This window comes from Vibrio sp. QJM3NY_35, assembly GCF_057785915.1.
Window position 1 is genome coordinate 1,450,983 of the sequence record NZ_CM173507.1, and the last position, 15,119, is coordinate 1,466,101.

Genomic DNA, 15,119 nt, shown 5'->3' on the forward strand with positions numbered 1-15,119 from the left:
CCAAATCTATTGGCTCTCAATGTAGAGTTAGGCTTTAATCGCAGTTTCTAACGCTATCTCGATCATGTTATTGAATGAAAGTTGACGCTCTTCTGCAGTGGTTTCTTCGCCCGTTATGCAGTGGTCAGATACAGTTAATATCGCTAAAGATTCAATACCAAATTGGTGGGCTAGCCCGTACAAACCAGCCACTTCCATATCTATACCTAATACGCCAAAACGTTCTAGGGCAGGGATCAAATCTTCATCTGGATCGTAGTAAAGATCGCCAGTAAATACGTTGCCAACTTTGACATCAATGTTCTTTTCTTTCGCCGACATATACGCGTTGTGTAGTAATTCGAAGCTTGCTGATGTCGCCATATGGTAACCACTGCTGCGCTTTGCGTTGGTTGGCGAATCGGTACCTGCCGCTTGAGCCAGAATTACATCACGCATGTGTACGTCTTTTTGCGTAGCGCCCACACTGCCAATGCGAATAATACGTTTCACGTCGAAATCATTAATTAACTCGTGTCCGTAAAGCACCATGGATGGGCTTTGTTGCGTAATTAAATTTATAGATAGAGCTACCCCATTTCGTGTGTTTCTTAGTCAATACGACAAGTTTCAGGCATACCTAACCCAGTAAGCTTGTTCAACGCTTTTATCATCGCGTAAGTCTCACCCACCTGCGCATTGTAATGTCTTAAGCTCAATCGTCCTCCTAGTAACTGTTTTACTCGATACATCGCTGTTTCTGATAGTGAACGTCTGTGGTACCCATACCGCTCTTTCCAATACTTATTTGAGCCGTATAACTTCTGGCAAACCACGGCGAGGTTTCGAGGATGACCACGCTCCCAGAAGGCTGCCCCTTCTCTTGGGGGAATAAGCGCAATGGCTCCCTTAATCTTAATAGCAGCATGACACAATCTCGTGTCGTAAGCTCCATCACCAGACACCTCAAGGATACTTCGGCGTGTTTGTTTCAGTAAGTTCGGGAGGACTTCTCCATCTGTAACCGTCGATAAACTTAGCTCGGCTGCGATAATTTCATGAGTGCTTGTATCAACGGCAATATGCAGCTTTCGCCAAACTCTACGCTTACCATCTGTCCCGTGTTTTTTGACTTTCCATTCACCTTCGCCATAAACCTTTAGGCCAGTTGCATCAATGGCCAGGTGCTGTATTGCTCCTCTCGCTTTAGTCTTAAATGAGACCTCAACTTGCTTTGCTCTACGACTGATGCAGGTGTAATGCGGACAACTTAATGGAACATGGGCAAGCCTAAATATTGAGTCGATAAACCCTTGCAGAGCTCTCAGTGGCATAGAAAAAACTCGTTTCACCATGAGCGCTGTCGTGATAGCTAAATCGCTGAACCGACGTGGCCTCCCGCGCTTACTCTGTTTGCTTTGCGCCCACCCGTTTATTGCCTCTTCATCAATCCAAAAGGTCAGAGAGCCACGGTTAATAAGTGATTGGTTGTATTGCTTCCAGTTGGTTGTTTTGTAACGAGGTTTAGGCATAGAGCTACGAGAAGGAGTGAACGTAGCTGATCAGATCGTAGGCTCTTGATTTAGTTCCATTGAATTACGCAACAAAGCCACATGCAGAGCTAACGTCGCCCACAGCGCATTGAACGAAGCAAACCAAAGCGCGCCAGTTAAAGCGGAAGTACGCAATGTCGCATGCTGCTTGATTAACGTGGCCATGCTCGCAACCAGTTTAAGGTAAGGTATTTTAGTTGTCGGCGTGTTCGTCGGTAAAAAGGCATACAGCAACACACCAAAGACCATCGCAATACTTGCTGACATCATAAATACCGCGCGCCACCCAAATTGCTCACCGATGAACCCACTGAGTGTACGCGAAAGCAAGATGCCCACAGTTAGGCCTGTCATTAATGTGCCAATGACTTTCCCTTTCGTTTCTGGAGTACTTAGTGAAGCTGCAAATGGAATCAGTTGCTGAGTGATGTTGGCGCTCAAGCCAATCGCAAAACACGCAACAACCAGAGCCACTAAGTTAGATGCAGTAAACGCGACAAAAGATGACAACACCAACATGACAGACAAGATCGCAATTAGGCGTCTGCGGGGTAACGTGTCTCCTAAGGGCGATAAGAACAGCAGTGCCACGGCATAACCAATCTGACCGGCAGCTGGCACTGCGCCTAGCTGTTCGCTTGTTAACCCTAGCTCTGCGCCGATCTTAGGTAAGATGGGTTGGTTATAATAAAGGTTTGCAGCAGTTGCCGAGACAGCGCTCGACATCAGTAACAAACGTCCTGTGCTCAACACTTCTGTAGTCGCTTTTGACATGGTGACACCTTAACTTTGGTTCATCGTTTTAATGAATGATTTCGATGAGCTAAGTCTAAGGTTAGCGATTGAATAACAAAAATAACCATTTGATTTAAATTCTATACGAATCAGGTATAGATAACTTTCTAAGCCATGTTTTGTTGAATCGCCTCAATTTCACTCTGTACTACGGCAACAAATACTCTGGCCGTTGGGGATAGAGTGTGTGAATGGTGTGTCATCACTAATGGCATTTGTACATCCACAGATTCAAGGTTAACAAATACACAGCCCTCACTGCGTAAATCACGAATTGCATGCGGAGCGATAGAGACACCTAAGCCAGAAGATACTTGGGTTAACACGGTTTGCATGTTGTTGGGTTGTTTTTTTATATTTGGAGAGAAGCCAGATAGGTCACATTGAGTAATGACGGAATCAAATAATCCTAGCGCTTGTTCACGTTCAAATAAGATGAAAGGGTCTTGCTGCAGTTGTTTTATTTGAATGGTGGAGTATTGCGCCAGCTCGTGGGTGACGGGCAAAACAGCAACAAGCTTATCTGTATAAATCGTCACCGAGGTGTAATCATCCACAAGCAGGTTCGGCAGTGGACGAGAGAAGCTAATATCGATCTCTCTTTTGTCCAGAGCTTCGATCTGTTCAGAAGCCGTCATCTCAACAAGATCAACATCTATATTGGGGTTTTCAGCAATATACTGTCGAACTAAACGAGGCAGAAAACTCAGAGTTGCGCCTCCAAGATAACCAATCGTTAAAGTACCAATACAACCAGAAGAAGCTCGAATCGCGGACTGTTTTGCTTGTTCCGTTTGTTCGATGAGTCTAATCGCATCTTTAAGTAAGTGCTGCCCTGCTGCGCTAATAACGACTTCGCGAGATGTACGGAAAAATAGGCTCACTCCAAGTTCGTGTTCAAGGCTTGTGATATGGCGGCTAATGGCAGGTTGAACGGTATTCAACTCTTTTGCGGCTTTTGAAAAACTGCAATGTGTCGCGACAGCCACAAAGCTTTTTAGTACTTTGATTTCCATATAGCCTCAATATAAACCTAGGTGATAAAAAAGCGCTTACGTGCGCCTATATTGCTTTTATTATCAATCACAAAGACCTTGCTAGCAAACCTTAGGGTAACAACGTTTGCAAGGCTTTGGTCACTTGTGAGAGTGGGGCGATAATCCTACGTATTCAGCTTTCAAGCTTTCTGTTTTCTCGCTTATTCGTTTTCGAGCTTTTAGTTTTCAAGTTCTTCGTTGTTAAACTTTTCGTTTTCGAGATTGTGCCGAACTAAATCGTGCATTTGTTTTACTGTCATCAGTGCTAACCAGATAATTTCTTCTACTGAACGTTGACCCGTTGTGGAAGTTGGGGTGTGGGCTTCAATCACAGATTCATAATTGAATCGCTGTAAGTCTCTTCTATTGGTATAGCTCTCTATATAGCTTGGTTTATTTGAAAGCGAATCTATAAGGTTTAAGACAGTAAGACAGAGGGTTCAAAAATAGACAGCTTGGTAGTCGATGGAATCAGCAGAGAACGAAATTCGACTTAATCCTATCCTCTCGCTGCGATTGTATTCATTGATCGAGTGGTCAAAGCCATAGGCTGTCGAAGGGCCCATATATTGAGTTATGCCTTGTTGTGTCGCCGTTATTCCATCATGGCCATGACCGCAGATCACGTCACGAACGCGATATTTCCGAAGCATGTTCATCACATCAGTATCGTTCTCTAGACGGATGGCTTTCATCCACTCAGCTCCGACTGGAATAACAGGGTGGTGAACAACCACGATAGGATCATTGGCCTTTCTCAATTGTTGTTTTAGCTGAGCCATGCCGCGGTTATCAATACGCCCTGAACCAAGTGGGTGGCGGCTGTCTAGCGGCTTGAAGCTTGAGTCTAGGAACACAAACTCTCGTTCACCGATGGTGGCTTTGTCGGTGACATAAATCGTCGAGCCTTTTAGCTCTGTGCGCATTAAGCGAGAGTCATCATGATTACCCGCAATCACGTAAATGGATTGGTCGCTAATGTGTTGCCTAATGAACGCCTCTAATCGAACGTAGTCGCCAGACTTTGGGTTACAACAAATATCACCAGTCAGAAAAATTGTCTTGCATGCTGTGTCTTTGCTGACGTATTCCAGAGCTCTACGCAGGTTCTCATAGCTGGAATCATCGGAAAGGTGACAATCACTGATTTGGTACACGGTATTCATTGTTATGGTCTGGTCATTCGATATATAGAATTAAAGGTGATAGAAAAATGCCTGCTAAGTCAGCAGGCATTTATTGGTGTTAGCTCGCTTTTGATGCGGCGTGGTGTTCAATCATGAAGGCAATGGCTTCATCGCTTAAACAAGATTTACTCACATATTGGCGCTGTTTACCGATATGCAGGATAAAACCAAGATCGGTCTGCTCAAGTTGGTCGATGTCACTCCACGCGATGGTGTTGGTCGCTTTGTGGTTTTTGTAACTTACTCCGTTAGCATCACCTTGAAAGACGATTTTGCTGCCTGCACCTGAGCTGATCTTTTGTCGCCATAACCACCAGGTTCTTTTGCAGTACACACTGAATGCTTCAATCACACTCAAAACAATGAAGAACCAACCAACGTAGCCATTAGGTAATAGTTCAAACTCTAGTAGAACCACACCAAAAATAAGAAACAATATTCCCTTTAGATAGGCTTTTGGAAACTGAGTCGGAAGGCTAGTTTGATCATAACACTCTGCAAAAAACGTCTTGTCGAGGGTGTATTCTGTGGTGAAACCGGGTTCTTTAGACATGTGAGGCTACTTTATGGTTCTCTGTGAATGGGCTGTCAGTGGGCAGGTGTCCCACGCTGCAATTTTGCAACTTGATTATTGTATCGCTTCTCACTGTTTTTATTTAGATATTTTGGCTCTGTTTTGTAAATCGATGATACTTAACGAGTCTATTCTAACTTTAGCTATCAGACTAGTGTAGGGGCATCTTTTAAGTCACCTAAAAAATTGGTGATGGGATGGATAGATCTGTGGAGTCACCCGGTTGTTGGGACTACTGGCCTTTTTGGATAAAACTTCGATCTCATTTTGTTGGTTGATGGAGTCTATAGTGATTAGCGTGTTTTATCACTACTGTTGAGGGGCTGGCATAGTCTGCTCTAACAGAATAAACATATGAAGCTTGCAAAGTTCATCACCGTTCACTCTGAGAGGCCATGCCCAAAGCGATACCTTGGGCATGGCCTTATTCTATTTCAGTTTTAGGATCAGTACTCGATGAATAATGACACCTGCTTAACGTTAATGAAGAAACTTCTTTCATAGGGAGAAGAGGTAAGAGCAATATCTAGTTTGTTCAACCCAGACACTCTCTTCTCATTTAATGCTTCTAATAGTTTAGAGTTGGTAAACCTTGCTTCTACGTTGTTGAATGTAGTGAGTGGATTACTCCATGCTGCACATATTGTAAAAGACTCACAGAACGTGTCGTAATCCAGTGTGTTTGGAGACCAAGTTTGATTAACGATATGCGCAGTTACATTGTAGAATGGAAATTGAAGAGTTGAATCTCCGAAATCAACAATAAGCGTTGCCTGTTTAATTTTCCCTCGAACCTCACTTAAGTCAAAACTCGCTAGTGTTTCGTAGTCGTATGGGATTGAAGCCCCCGCTCTTAAGTAACCACCGACACGATGTTGCGTGACTTGTGTTGCCGGGGTTGCTTGCCAGTTTTCTCTTTCCAAACCGAATAGGTTAGAGGGGAGGGTCACATTCACTGGCGGACTGAAATCAGAGGCTTGGTATGGTGGAGTTTGACCGAGAACTCCTTGTCGATAGGAGTCAACGCCACTGTAGATTAGCAGTGCGTTCAGTTCATAAGGACCATCGGCTTGCTTAAACGTGTCACCAGGAACGGTAAACTTGATGGTGTTTTCGCCAGCCTCAAGCGGTTCTTGGAAACTCACTAGCTCTAAATACTCTCCGGCTGCACCAACGATATTTACCGAACCTGTGTAAGTTCCACTGCGCGTAACATGGATAGGAAACTCAAAACTAAGCGAATCAATGTAGGTTCCATCTTGCGACATAGTCGGTGTGGTGACTAAACTCCCCGTGACTTCAATCGGTTCGCGGCAACGCTCAAAAGATGCTAAATCAATAAATTCTTCAAACTGAATTCGAGGAGCTGAAATTCGTATGTCATCTTGAGTGATTGCGTAGATGATCGTCGGGTTGGAGGTCAAAGTAGACGCTGAATCAAACGCGCCAAAAATATCTTCAGTTGAGTACTGTAGATTGACGATTTGCTTCGCAGGTTTGAGTTGCAGACGTTTGCTTGTGTTCAGCTCGTCAATTCCATCGGTGAGGTAACCATGAATGGCAAAATCCCCCGCGGATTTAACATCAAGTTCCAAGCGCTGCTCTAAGGCAATAACACAGCCTTCAGAGGAAAACAGTGGAGCGAGTGAGAGGCTGACAAATTCAATGTCAGAGGGTAGTACGTGGATTTTTTTACTTGTCTGGCGAGTGATAGTTGTTCCATATTCTTCAAAAGACGTTATGCCTTCAATTAGATAATCCCCTTCAGCGGGTGGAACGAAAATATTGCTGTAGACACCATCTTTAGCAATAGCATCGAAATTGACACCCTCATCTTTAAGCGTCAGGCGTGTTTTTATTCCAGCTTCATCAATGATCACTGCGCTGGTTTGGGCACCTGTGATTGGATTCCCTTTGTTTGTCAGTAATGCAGAAACGGGAACTGGTTCACCGACCACAAATTGGTTTGCAGCTATCGCCATGCCAAACGCAATAGGGGATTGGATCGCAACCTGAGCAATAATTACTGTGTTGTAACTTGGGTTTGGAAAATCAACGACGATCTTCCATTCGCCAGGTTCAGGGTTAGTTACTTCAGGCAAAAATAAATAGCTGCCCGGTAGCGGCGGACTTTGTGTGTCACCTGAAAGTATGTTCGCTTGCACATCATTGGATGATGTTGCGACTTGCCCGTTAGGCTTGACTAAATATACGGTTGCATCATCCAACGGCACGATGATTTCTGCTTTTAGGGCTTCCGCTTTGTCGATGGTAAATAGCATTGTGACTTCGTTATCGTTACTAGTCACTGGTTGAGATAGTGTCGTGCTTGTACTCATCCCAACGGGTATTGCATTACTGGCGATAGCCGGTGTGATGAAGGTACAGAAAAGACTGAACACCATCACTAATTGCTTGATGAATTTCATTGTGGCCACTCCTTAGCGCATTGAAATAATTTGTTGTAGAAAACGTTCAACGTTTTGTCCCGTTTTCATTGTTGAGTGGTTAGCCAATACGTTACCCAATGCATTGGTATAACTTGGGTTAGCGCTTGCCAAGGTTACAACAACATCATTTTCTTGCGGTACTGTTTGAATGGCTTGGTAACTGACTATGGTGATTGGATGAGCTTGTGGTCCATACCCACTTGGCATTGGAGTCTATGTCGAAGACCGGCATGCTGATCCTTGCGTTAGAACCGATAACGCCTTTTTGCTGCATATCGCCCAGTTTACTCGGAGCAATTCTCCCGTCACTTTGTAAAACGTTGGGGCTGACGACCATAGGAACAGGTAAAGAGATAAGTAGAGGTCCGCCAGAAGCATAGGTACAACCGGTATCCAGACAAGGACCCGAATTCACAACATAAACGCCGAGTTCTTCTTGCGGTGGGGCTATCCCAGAGCTTTGTGAGCGCATCGAAAAATTACGCAATTCGTATGAATCAGGTATATCTTCGGCACTCGCGAAACTCGGAGAAAGTAACAAAACACTGAGCGTGGCGCTCGGAATGTATAGTTTCATTTGATTACCTTTGAGTATAGGTTATCCAAGAATTTGGTTGAAGAAAGCTCTATCTGTAGTTGTAAGGTAAAGGTTTGGAGTTTGATGTGAAATTTATTGGGTATAATTTCGGCTTGTTACTCAATTGATAAAACTGCTGCTCTATTTTTTTCAAAATAGGAAGAGTGCGATCGCAGTTTCTGGATTGCGGAAGTTATGTCCTTATTTTCAAAAGGAGGGGGATAGTGCTCTAATATTGTTAGAACAATCTAAGTTAGTTTATGAAAGAGTAGCTAAGAATAGGAAAATCAAAGTTGGATGTAGGTTTGTTACAGAACTACATAGAGCGCGCTGTTCTGAATGGCTGACTACTAACCTAACTGGCAGTGCAAAGTTAGGTTAGTAGAAATTATGTGGCTGTTAATTCAGATTTGAGAGATAAGGGCTAGTGTTTTTTAGTAAAAATGGTAAAGGTCGCAACAAACTGAGGTTTGTTATTACATCGTTCGCTACATAGTGAAAACAGGCGACATACCGCTGTCTTGTCCACTCATTAGCAACAAGCCAATTAAGACAAGTAAAACACCCCCGAATAGCTGTAAATAATGACCTGCGGCTTTTAGTGAAGCACTGTTATTCTTGTTACCTGCTGCCAAATAGCGTTTTACCAAGTTCTTGCCTGTTAGTGTCATTATAGCAATCGCCGAGGTTGTGAAAGCAGTACCAATCGCCATGGCAAAAGCACTGACAACACCCATCCAATATAGACCAATCATGTTTGCGAAAAGCAGAACCATAATCGCGCCAGTACATGGTCTCACGCCTATCGTCACGATGATTCCCGCATATTCTCGGAGCGTTGAGGCTTTGTTGATTGAGTCTGCATCGGCAACATGCTGGTGGCCGCACCCACAGTTGGCATGTGAATGGTCGGAATGAGTGTGTTCTGCAGGTTGTAATGCGTTTGATGGGGTCAACATCATTGAACCAGCTGGTACTGATGAGCGAAGCGCCATTGGGGATTGGACTGTAATTGGCGAAGACGTATCGGCAGCTAATGTGGTGATCGCTTTCACTTTCAGTTTAGGTTTGCGAAACGTGGTATAGATAATTTTCAAAGTCTTCCAACATATAAGCGCGCCGACGACCGAGACTAAGGCAAAGCTTAATGAAACAAACATATTTGCTTTGTCATTCACCATTCGCATAGAAGCGCTAAAGCCCCATAGCAACACGCTTACTAATAAGATTGCGACTAATGCTTGTAAAAATGCAGATACGATTGTCAGCACTAAACTCGCCTTGGCTTTGGTTGGGTGAGTCGCTAAGTAAGTAGACACGATAACTTTGCCATGCCCAGGCCCCAGAGAATGAAGCATGCCATAGATAAAGCTGAACCCGATAAGGTAACTGCCTGCACCCCAAGGGTTGGACTTAGCTTCATAGAGTAGGTCTGCAAGCTCTGAATTGATTTCTCTTTGCCATTGGATGCTAGAGATAACTAACGATGGCCACATAGACCACAGTTGATATGCACCGACAGCAACAAGCAATAAAGCTCCGGCGCTAATAAGGTAATAGTTTGTTTTAATTTGATTTGTCTGCATTTCACAAGAACCTATATCAGATATTTTTCTCTAAATGAATTGAGAGGCTTACGTCATGGCGGTAAAGAGTTGCTTTATTAGGGTGTAGGAACTGCCGCACAATGAAGCTTGACCGATTGAGTAAACAGTTGGCCTAACGTGTTATCTGGATCTGCATCGACAGGTAAAGACATCGCATAACTCATCTGTTCTGGCGTCGTGTTGGGCTCGATTAGTTCCAACTGACATTGCCTCGCTAGTTTAGGTGACAATGTCACGTCTCTATTGGATAGCCACGACATGTCGACAAAGTAACTAGGGTCAAAAATCAATACGCGAAGCGAGTCTCGTGTCACTGGCTTAGGTTTAGAAAGTGGTAGGTCAAATGTTAGAACCATCTTGGCTTTATCACGCTCAAACTTTGCGTTCTCAACCACCTGATATTTGATGGGCTCTTCACCATCATAAAAATACGTGAAGTAGTGCTCGTACATCATGTTTTCGATTACAGACGCAGCGAGCTTTTTGAATGTTTCAGTTTCTGTATCGGTAGAGACGTCTTCTCCATCCAACATGTACATCGAGGTCATTGCATCAAAAGACCACTCCATTGAGAATCCGGTAATCATGCCATTCTCGCCCTCAATGTGAGTTTTCATCTCTATCCAAGAGTGAGGGTGGGCATATAGATTTGGCGCAAAACACAATAATGCTAGGCCAACAGTCAAGCCCTTGAGAGAGCGAAAGCATGTCGAGAAACGGCTTACATAGCGTGTGGAGAGGCGATTGATGACATCGATTAGAATAAATGGCTGTTTCATAAGAAATGATGGTAATTTAGTGTGATGTTATACTATAACAACTCGATGCGTTGTTCACTTCAAATTATAAGCTTGTTTACATTGAAGCCGACTGTAATCCTTGATTTTCAATCCAACCTATTTTTCCTATAAACATCTTTGATTGGTCCCTGATTCGACATTATTCAGACTAGTGTGTGACGTTGAATAGTCGATTAAGCTCTCGGTTGTGCGAGGCCTTTTTGTAATGGGTTTGAGCTTGGCTCTTGATAACAGGCATTAACAACGCAAAAAATACCCCCAGCATAAAATACTACCCCCTAGTATATATGGTTATTTGAAAGGTAACTGAGATAGGCTGAAGATGACGGTAAGTTTGGGTGCTTGTGATCTTAGCTATCGATCCAGTAAATCTTATTTTTCACATGATAGTTGTTGGCATATGCCAATAACGGGGCGTATGCTGAACTTCTGATCATCAATAACAGGAAGTTACTATGTTATACGCAATACCTTGTCGTGACCTTCATGTCGGCAACCATTTTGCCCGTTCTCCACAGATCGCGATTGTCGATGAGCAACAACAAATAAAGCATCTTATTCCTTTGGTTGAGTCAGACAGCCCGTGCAATAAGAAGAAGCAATGGATGTCCGTAGTTAAATCTTATGATGTGAAAGCTGTTGTGGTTCGTCACATCGGGAAGAAAATGCTGTCGCACTTGTTCAATCATGATGTTCGCGTTTTTAAATCTAAAGGAAAAGCCGAAGTTACCACTCTGGATTTTAGCAATCTACAAGAAGTAACCGACCTCGATTATGGTCGCGAGTCGCGAAATAGCGGGTGTAGCAATAAAATGTGCGGCGAGAAAGGGCACAAAAAACAAGCTTCGATTTTAATGGCACAGCCTAATCAGTTAGGCGCTATTCGAGGGTTCCGTAAATGACCTTTTTGTTGACGCTATTGGGGTTTGTCGGAGTCGTTACACTGATGGCGATAGGCGTGATTTTTTCGCGCAAGCCAATCAAAGGCAGTTGTGGAGGACTCGCACAGTTAGACATTGAGCGCGAATGCAATTGCAAGGATGTGTGTGAAGGGCAAAGCCGAAAGTTATCTCAGATTACTGAGCCATCAAGCTAAGTATCAAGAGTTCTCGCTCGCTGAGTTAAATAACTTCTGGCTAACACGTGAATTAACTGCCTTGAATCACCAACGCATGGCCGTTGACGATGCACTTGGCGACTTTGGCTCTTGCACGCTTGATGATGTTGCCGAACGTTTGGCGAGACACCTGCATCTGCTCGGCGGCTTCAAGCTGGCTCAATCCTTCTTGATCAGCCAAGCGTAAGGCTTCTAACTCTTCTAATAGCAATTCTTCTTTATGAAGCTCGTCCATAGGAACACCATTGGGCTTAAAACAAGAGTAAGCCGTACGGGTACACAACTGGCGATGTTTTTTTGGTCGAGCCATATCAATCTCTAGCAATCTATGGGTAAAGGTAAGTATGAAGGTTTTCATTCCACACAATCATCGGCGTTGCCAAGTGTGCAGCCAAGGTTTTTTCAACGACAGCGCCATTTGTTTTGAAGCTGTTGGCGAGCATGAGACTTTAACTAAGCATGAGGCAGTAGTTAAATATAAAACCAAGGCCAAGATTGTACCAACAGATAAAGCTGAGGGCTACGATGGCATTATGCAGGGTGGCATAGTCACCACACTGCATGATAGCGCGATGCTGCATTGTCTATTTCAGAACAGTATCAAAGCGATGACGGTGAGTTTAACGTCTCGTTTTCACCATCCGATTTTGATTGGTCAAGAACTGGAAGTTTGCGCCCAATGGGTCAAAAGCAGACGTAATATCTACTTCCTAGAAAGCCAAATTACGCAGTGCGGAAAGTTATGTTCGTCGGCACAAAGTCAGTTCATGTCATCACCCTAGTTATCGAGCGACAGCTTGGATGGTGCTAGTTTGTTGATTCCGCTGTTTTGCACAATAAATAGAGGTTTTCTATAGTTAATGTAATAACGAAAAAACTAGTAAGGCAGTATTGAATTCACTATCCATCTTTGAGCTTCCTGAGCACGCTTGAATCCGTTCATTAGAGCGAGTTCCCCGCACTCGATTCAATTCATCACTGCCTTTTTTGGGAGGGCTGCTGATGCCAAAATTCTTCAAATCGACATTCCAATATTGTGCTCTATCAATCGTTTTACTTTTTCCATTCTTCAGTAGCTATGCTTCTTCCGCCCCGCTTAAAGTCGGCGTTTATCCATGTCCTCCTTTTGTCATCAGCTCTATGGAAGGCGAGTGGAGTGGTCTTAGTGTCGAGCTCTGGGAGCAGATCGCCAAAGAGATGAGCGTTGAGTACACGCTAGAGACTCACCGCTTAGATAACTTACTCAATTCGATTGAAACCGAGCAAATTGATGTCGGTGTATCTTGTATTTCAATCACCCCAGAGCGAGAGTTATTTGCTGACTTTTCTCACTCTTTTTACGAAACTCACCTCGCTATTGCAGTTAAAAAACAGGGCTACCTTCAAACCTTACATGCCATTTTCTTCAATCCCGCGCTGTGGTTGATCATTGGTGCCGTCGTCTTTATCTCTGGCGTAATTGGCGCGTTTTTCTACTTATTGGAGCATGGCGAGAATGAAAAGCTCTACTCGATGAAAAGCCGAACGGGACGTTTGTTGGAAAGCTTTATTATGGGCTTACTTTTTATCACACGAGGCCCTTTCAATTACTTTGAGTTTAAGAGCTTAACTGGACGAATTGCCACGGTGTTCATTGGTGTGTTTAGTATGCTGTTTATTGCCAGTATTACCGCTGTTTTAGCAAGTAAATTGACTCTCAGCCGAGGCTATTCCCATATTGAAGGTGTGAATGATCTTGCAAATGTGGAGGTGGGTGCAAAGGTTGCAACGACGTCTTCTTTGATGCTCACAAGCTTCGGTATTCGACACAAGAGTTACGTCGATATGCCAAGGCTTCTGGCGGCTTTAGAGGACGGTGAAGTAGAAGCGATTGTTGCCGATGATGTGGTGCTCAAATATATGATTGGTAATGGCAGAATAAGCGGGCAGTTTGAAGATCTGGAAGTGTTGCCGTATCAGCTAGAAAAGCAGAATTATGGCTTTATCATCACTGAAAATAACGTGTACGAAGAAGAGATTAACCGCGCCCTGTTGAAGATTCGTGAGTCACGAAAGTGGCGTAAAATCTTGGTCGATTATTTCGCGGATCAGTAATCGAAATTAGAGGTTTATTCAAAAGCTTTTGGACTTTCGCCGTTACAGTTGATCTGAACCTGAGGCCTTGGTCTTTTTGAAGTATTTGAATGCACTCCAAACCGCGTAAGCCGCAACACCCACAATCAATGCCGAGCGAAGGAGAATAGGCGCATCATGCTCAAGCTGACCAACATGCGGAACAATACTGGCAAACAATCGACTGGTAAAAAGCAGCCCCATTACTAACATAATAATTTTATTCATGTGACCTGCCATTCAATTGAGTACGTTGGACAGAACGAGTTATGGGGCGATTACACGGTTAACACCCTAGACAACTATTCTGCTCGAAATAAAAGCATGCGCTTCTCAAATGGTATCGTCAACGCGATATCGGCGTTAAGCCAGTAAGCTAAAATTTCGTTTTTGGAAGGGGGGCTGTTCTGGTGCTGGAGTTTCGAGTTCGAGACTGTGGTAGGGCTATGACACCTTCCCGTGAAATTGATTTTCCGGATTAATATTCTGATTTATGATCGCATGCATTCTAGGGGGGACAAATGTCCTCCTCTTTGTTTCTATCGGCGCAATAAGATAGGTGCTACAAAAATCAAATAATAAAGGACATCCCTATGGACCTATTCGCCCTACTTGATATCAACAATACTCTAGTCAATATCCCAATAGGGGATGGCTACGCAATGAGCTGGATTGAAGCATTCGGCACCGTGTTTGGTTTGTTGTGTATTTGGTTTGCAAGCCAAGAAAAAACCATTAACTACCTGTTCGGATTGCTGAATGTCACCTTATTCGCGGTTATCTTTTTCCAAATTCAGTTATACGGACTGTTACTTCTACAACTCTTTTTCTTTTGCGCCAACATTTACGGTTGGTACGCATGGACACGTCCTAATGAGCAAGGTGAAACGCTAGAAGTTCGTTGGTTGAGCCAAAATAAACTAGTAGCAACGGCCGTAGCGTGTGCGATTTCTATTGCTTTGTTAACTATGTACATCGACCCATTCTTCTTTGCGCTAGCAAACATCGCGGTAGATAGCCTGAATCTATTTGGTGCGGATTTAGCGGAGCCAGTGCTTGAACCGGATGCGTTCCCATTCTGGGATGCAACGATGACCATTCTATCTATTGTTGCTCAAGTTCTTATGACACGTAAGTATGTTGAAAACTGGATACTGTGGATTGTGATTAACATTATTAGTGTTGGTATTTATGCGACACAGGGCGTTTACGCAATGTCTGTTCAATACGCAATCTTAATGTTTATTGCGGCAAATGGTACTCGTGAGTGGGCGCGAACTGCAAAACGAAACAGTGATAAATCACTCACTCAAGCAACGGCTTCTTAGGAG

The 15,119-nt window shown here is 43.7% G+C and carries 15 protein-coding genes and 2 pseudogenes; 5 read left to right on the forward strand and 12 right to left on the reverse strand.

Annotated elements, in window-relative coordinates:
• Window positions 1–27: 27 nt before the first annotated feature.
• The 10 genes and pseudogenes from AC3CH3_RS06565 to AC3CH3_RS06610 all read right to left on the reverse strand — a co-directional run.
• Window positions 28–537, reverse strand: a pseudogene (locus AC3CH3_RS06565) (phosphorylase family protein); the annotation flags it as partial.
• A gap of 53 nt (window positions 538–590) precedes the next feature.
• On the reverse strand, window positions 591–1,511 hold the full coding sequence (locus tag AC3CH3_RS06570) for an IS5 family transposase (RefSeq protein WP_488538008.1): 921 nt from the start codon (window positions 1,509–1,511) through the stop codon (window positions 591–593).
• 75 nt (window positions 1,512–1,586) lie between these two features.
• A pseudogene (locus tag AC3CH3_RS06575) lies at window positions 1,587–2,306 on the reverse strand (MFS transporter); the annotation flags it as partial.
• Between the two features lie 128 nt (window positions 2,307–2,434).
• Window positions 2,435–3,343 carry a LysR family transcriptional regulator gene (locus tag AC3CH3_RS06580; protein WP_488538009.1) on the reverse strand — a complete coding sequence of 303 codons (909 nt, stop codon included), beginning with the start codon at window positions 3,341–3,343 and terminating at the stop codon, window positions 2,435–2,437.
• A 461-nt stretch (window positions 3,344–3,804) separates the two neighbouring features.
• Window positions 3,805–4,530 carry a metallophosphoesterase family protein gene (locus AC3CH3_RS06585; RefSeq protein WP_488538010.1) on the reverse strand — a complete coding sequence of 242 codons (726 nt, stop codon included), beginning with the start codon at window positions 4,528–4,530 and terminating at the stop codon, window positions 3,805–3,807.
• 79 nt (window positions 4,531–4,609) lie between these two features.
• Complete coding sequence (locus AC3CH3_RS06590) at window positions 4,610–5,104, reverse strand: YcxB family protein (RefSeq protein ID WP_488538011.1); 495 nt, start codon at window positions 5,102–5,104, stop codon at window positions 4,610–4,612.
• Window positions 5,105–5,571: 467 nt separating this feature from the next.
• Window positions 5,572–7,554: a choice-of-anchor X domain-containing protein gene (locus AC3CH3_RS06595; RefSeq protein ID WP_488538012.1), complete on the reverse strand. Its 1,983-nt coding sequence runs from the start codon at window positions 7,552–7,554 to the stop codon at window positions 5,572–5,574.
• Window positions 7,555–7,566: 12 nt separating this feature from the next.
• Window positions 7,567–7,782, reverse strand: a complete 216-nt coding sequence (locus tag AC3CH3_RS06600; protein ID WP_488538013.1) for a hypothetical protein — start codon at window positions 7,780–7,782, stop codon at window positions 7,567–7,569.
• A gap of 858 nt (window positions 7,783–8,640) precedes the next feature.
• On the reverse strand, window positions 8,641–9,738 hold the full coding sequence (locus tag AC3CH3_RS06605; RefSeq protein ID WP_488538014.1) for a nickel/cobalt transporter: 1,098 nt from the start codon (window positions 9,736–9,738) through the stop codon (window positions 8,641–8,643).
• 77 nt (window positions 9,739–9,815) lie between these two features.
• Entirely contained in the window at window positions 9,816–10,538 is a 723-nt protein-coding gene (locus AC3CH3_RS06610) for a DUF1007 family protein (protein WP_488538015.1), read from the reverse strand.
• Between the two features lie 476 nt (window positions 10,539–11,014).
• On the opposite strand from AC3CH3_RS06610, the gene AC3CH3_RS06615 reads away from it, so the two are divergent.
• Both AC3CH3_RS06615 and nqrM read left to right on the forward strand, forming a co-directional pair.
• Window positions 11,015–11,461: a NifB/NifX family molybdenum-iron cluster-binding protein gene (locus AC3CH3_RS06615; protein ID WP_019826048.1), complete on the forward strand. Its 447-nt coding sequence runs from the start codon at window positions 11,015–11,017 to the stop codon at window positions 11,459–11,461.
• A complete protein-coding gene (nqrM, locus tag AC3CH3_RS06620; protein ID WP_488538016.1) occupies window positions 11,458–11,655 on the forward strand; it encodes a (Na+)-NQR maturation NqrM in 198 nt (65 codons plus the stop codon). Before AC3CH3_RS06615 ends, nqrM begins: the two co-directional genes overlap by 4 nt.
• Window positions 11,656–11,707: 52 nt before the next feature.
• Here the strand turns inward: nqrM and AC3CH3_RS06625 are convergent, their stop codons facing one another.
• Window positions 11,708–11,986 carry a DUF134 domain-containing protein gene (locus AC3CH3_RS06625; protein WP_019826047.1) on the reverse strand — a complete coding sequence of 93 codons (279 nt, stop codon included), beginning with the start codon at window positions 11,984–11,986 and terminating at the stop codon, window positions 11,708–11,710.
• Window positions 11,987–12,020: 34 nt separating this feature from the next.
• Between AC3CH3_RS06625 and AC3CH3_RS06630 the strand changes: the two genes are divergently transcribed.
• Both AC3CH3_RS06630 and AC3CH3_RS06635 read left to right on the forward strand, forming a co-directional pair.
• Window positions 12,021–12,458, forward strand: coding sequence for a PaaI family thioesterase (locus AC3CH3_RS06630; protein WP_019826046.1), 438 nt, complete (start codon window positions 12,021–12,023; stop codon window positions 12,456–12,458).
• A gap of 220 nt (window positions 12,459–12,678) precedes the next feature.
• Complete coding sequence (locus AC3CH3_RS06635) at window positions 12,679–13,770, forward strand: transporter substrate-binding domain-containing protein (RefSeq protein ID WP_488538017.1); 1,092 nt, start codon at window positions 12,679–12,681, stop codon at window positions 13,768–13,770.
• Between the two features lie 42 nt (window positions 13,771–13,812).
• On the opposite strand, the gene AC3CH3_RS06640 is transcribed toward AC3CH3_RS06635, so the two are convergent.
• Window positions 13,813–14,016, reverse strand: coding sequence for a hypothetical protein (locus AC3CH3_RS06640; protein WP_017065471.1), 204 nt, complete (start codon window positions 14,014–14,016; stop codon window positions 13,813–13,815).
• A 365-nt stretch (window positions 14,017–14,381) separates the two neighbouring features.
• Here AC3CH3_RS06640 and pnuC point away from each other — a divergent pair, with 365 nt between their 5' ends.
• Window positions 14,382–15,116: a nicotinamide riboside transporter PnuC gene (gene pnuC, locus AC3CH3_RS06645; RefSeq protein WP_017069647.1), complete on the forward strand. Its 735-nt coding sequence runs from the start codon at window positions 14,382–14,384 to the stop codon at window positions 15,114–15,116.
• Window positions 15,117–15,119 lie beyond the last annotated feature (3 nt).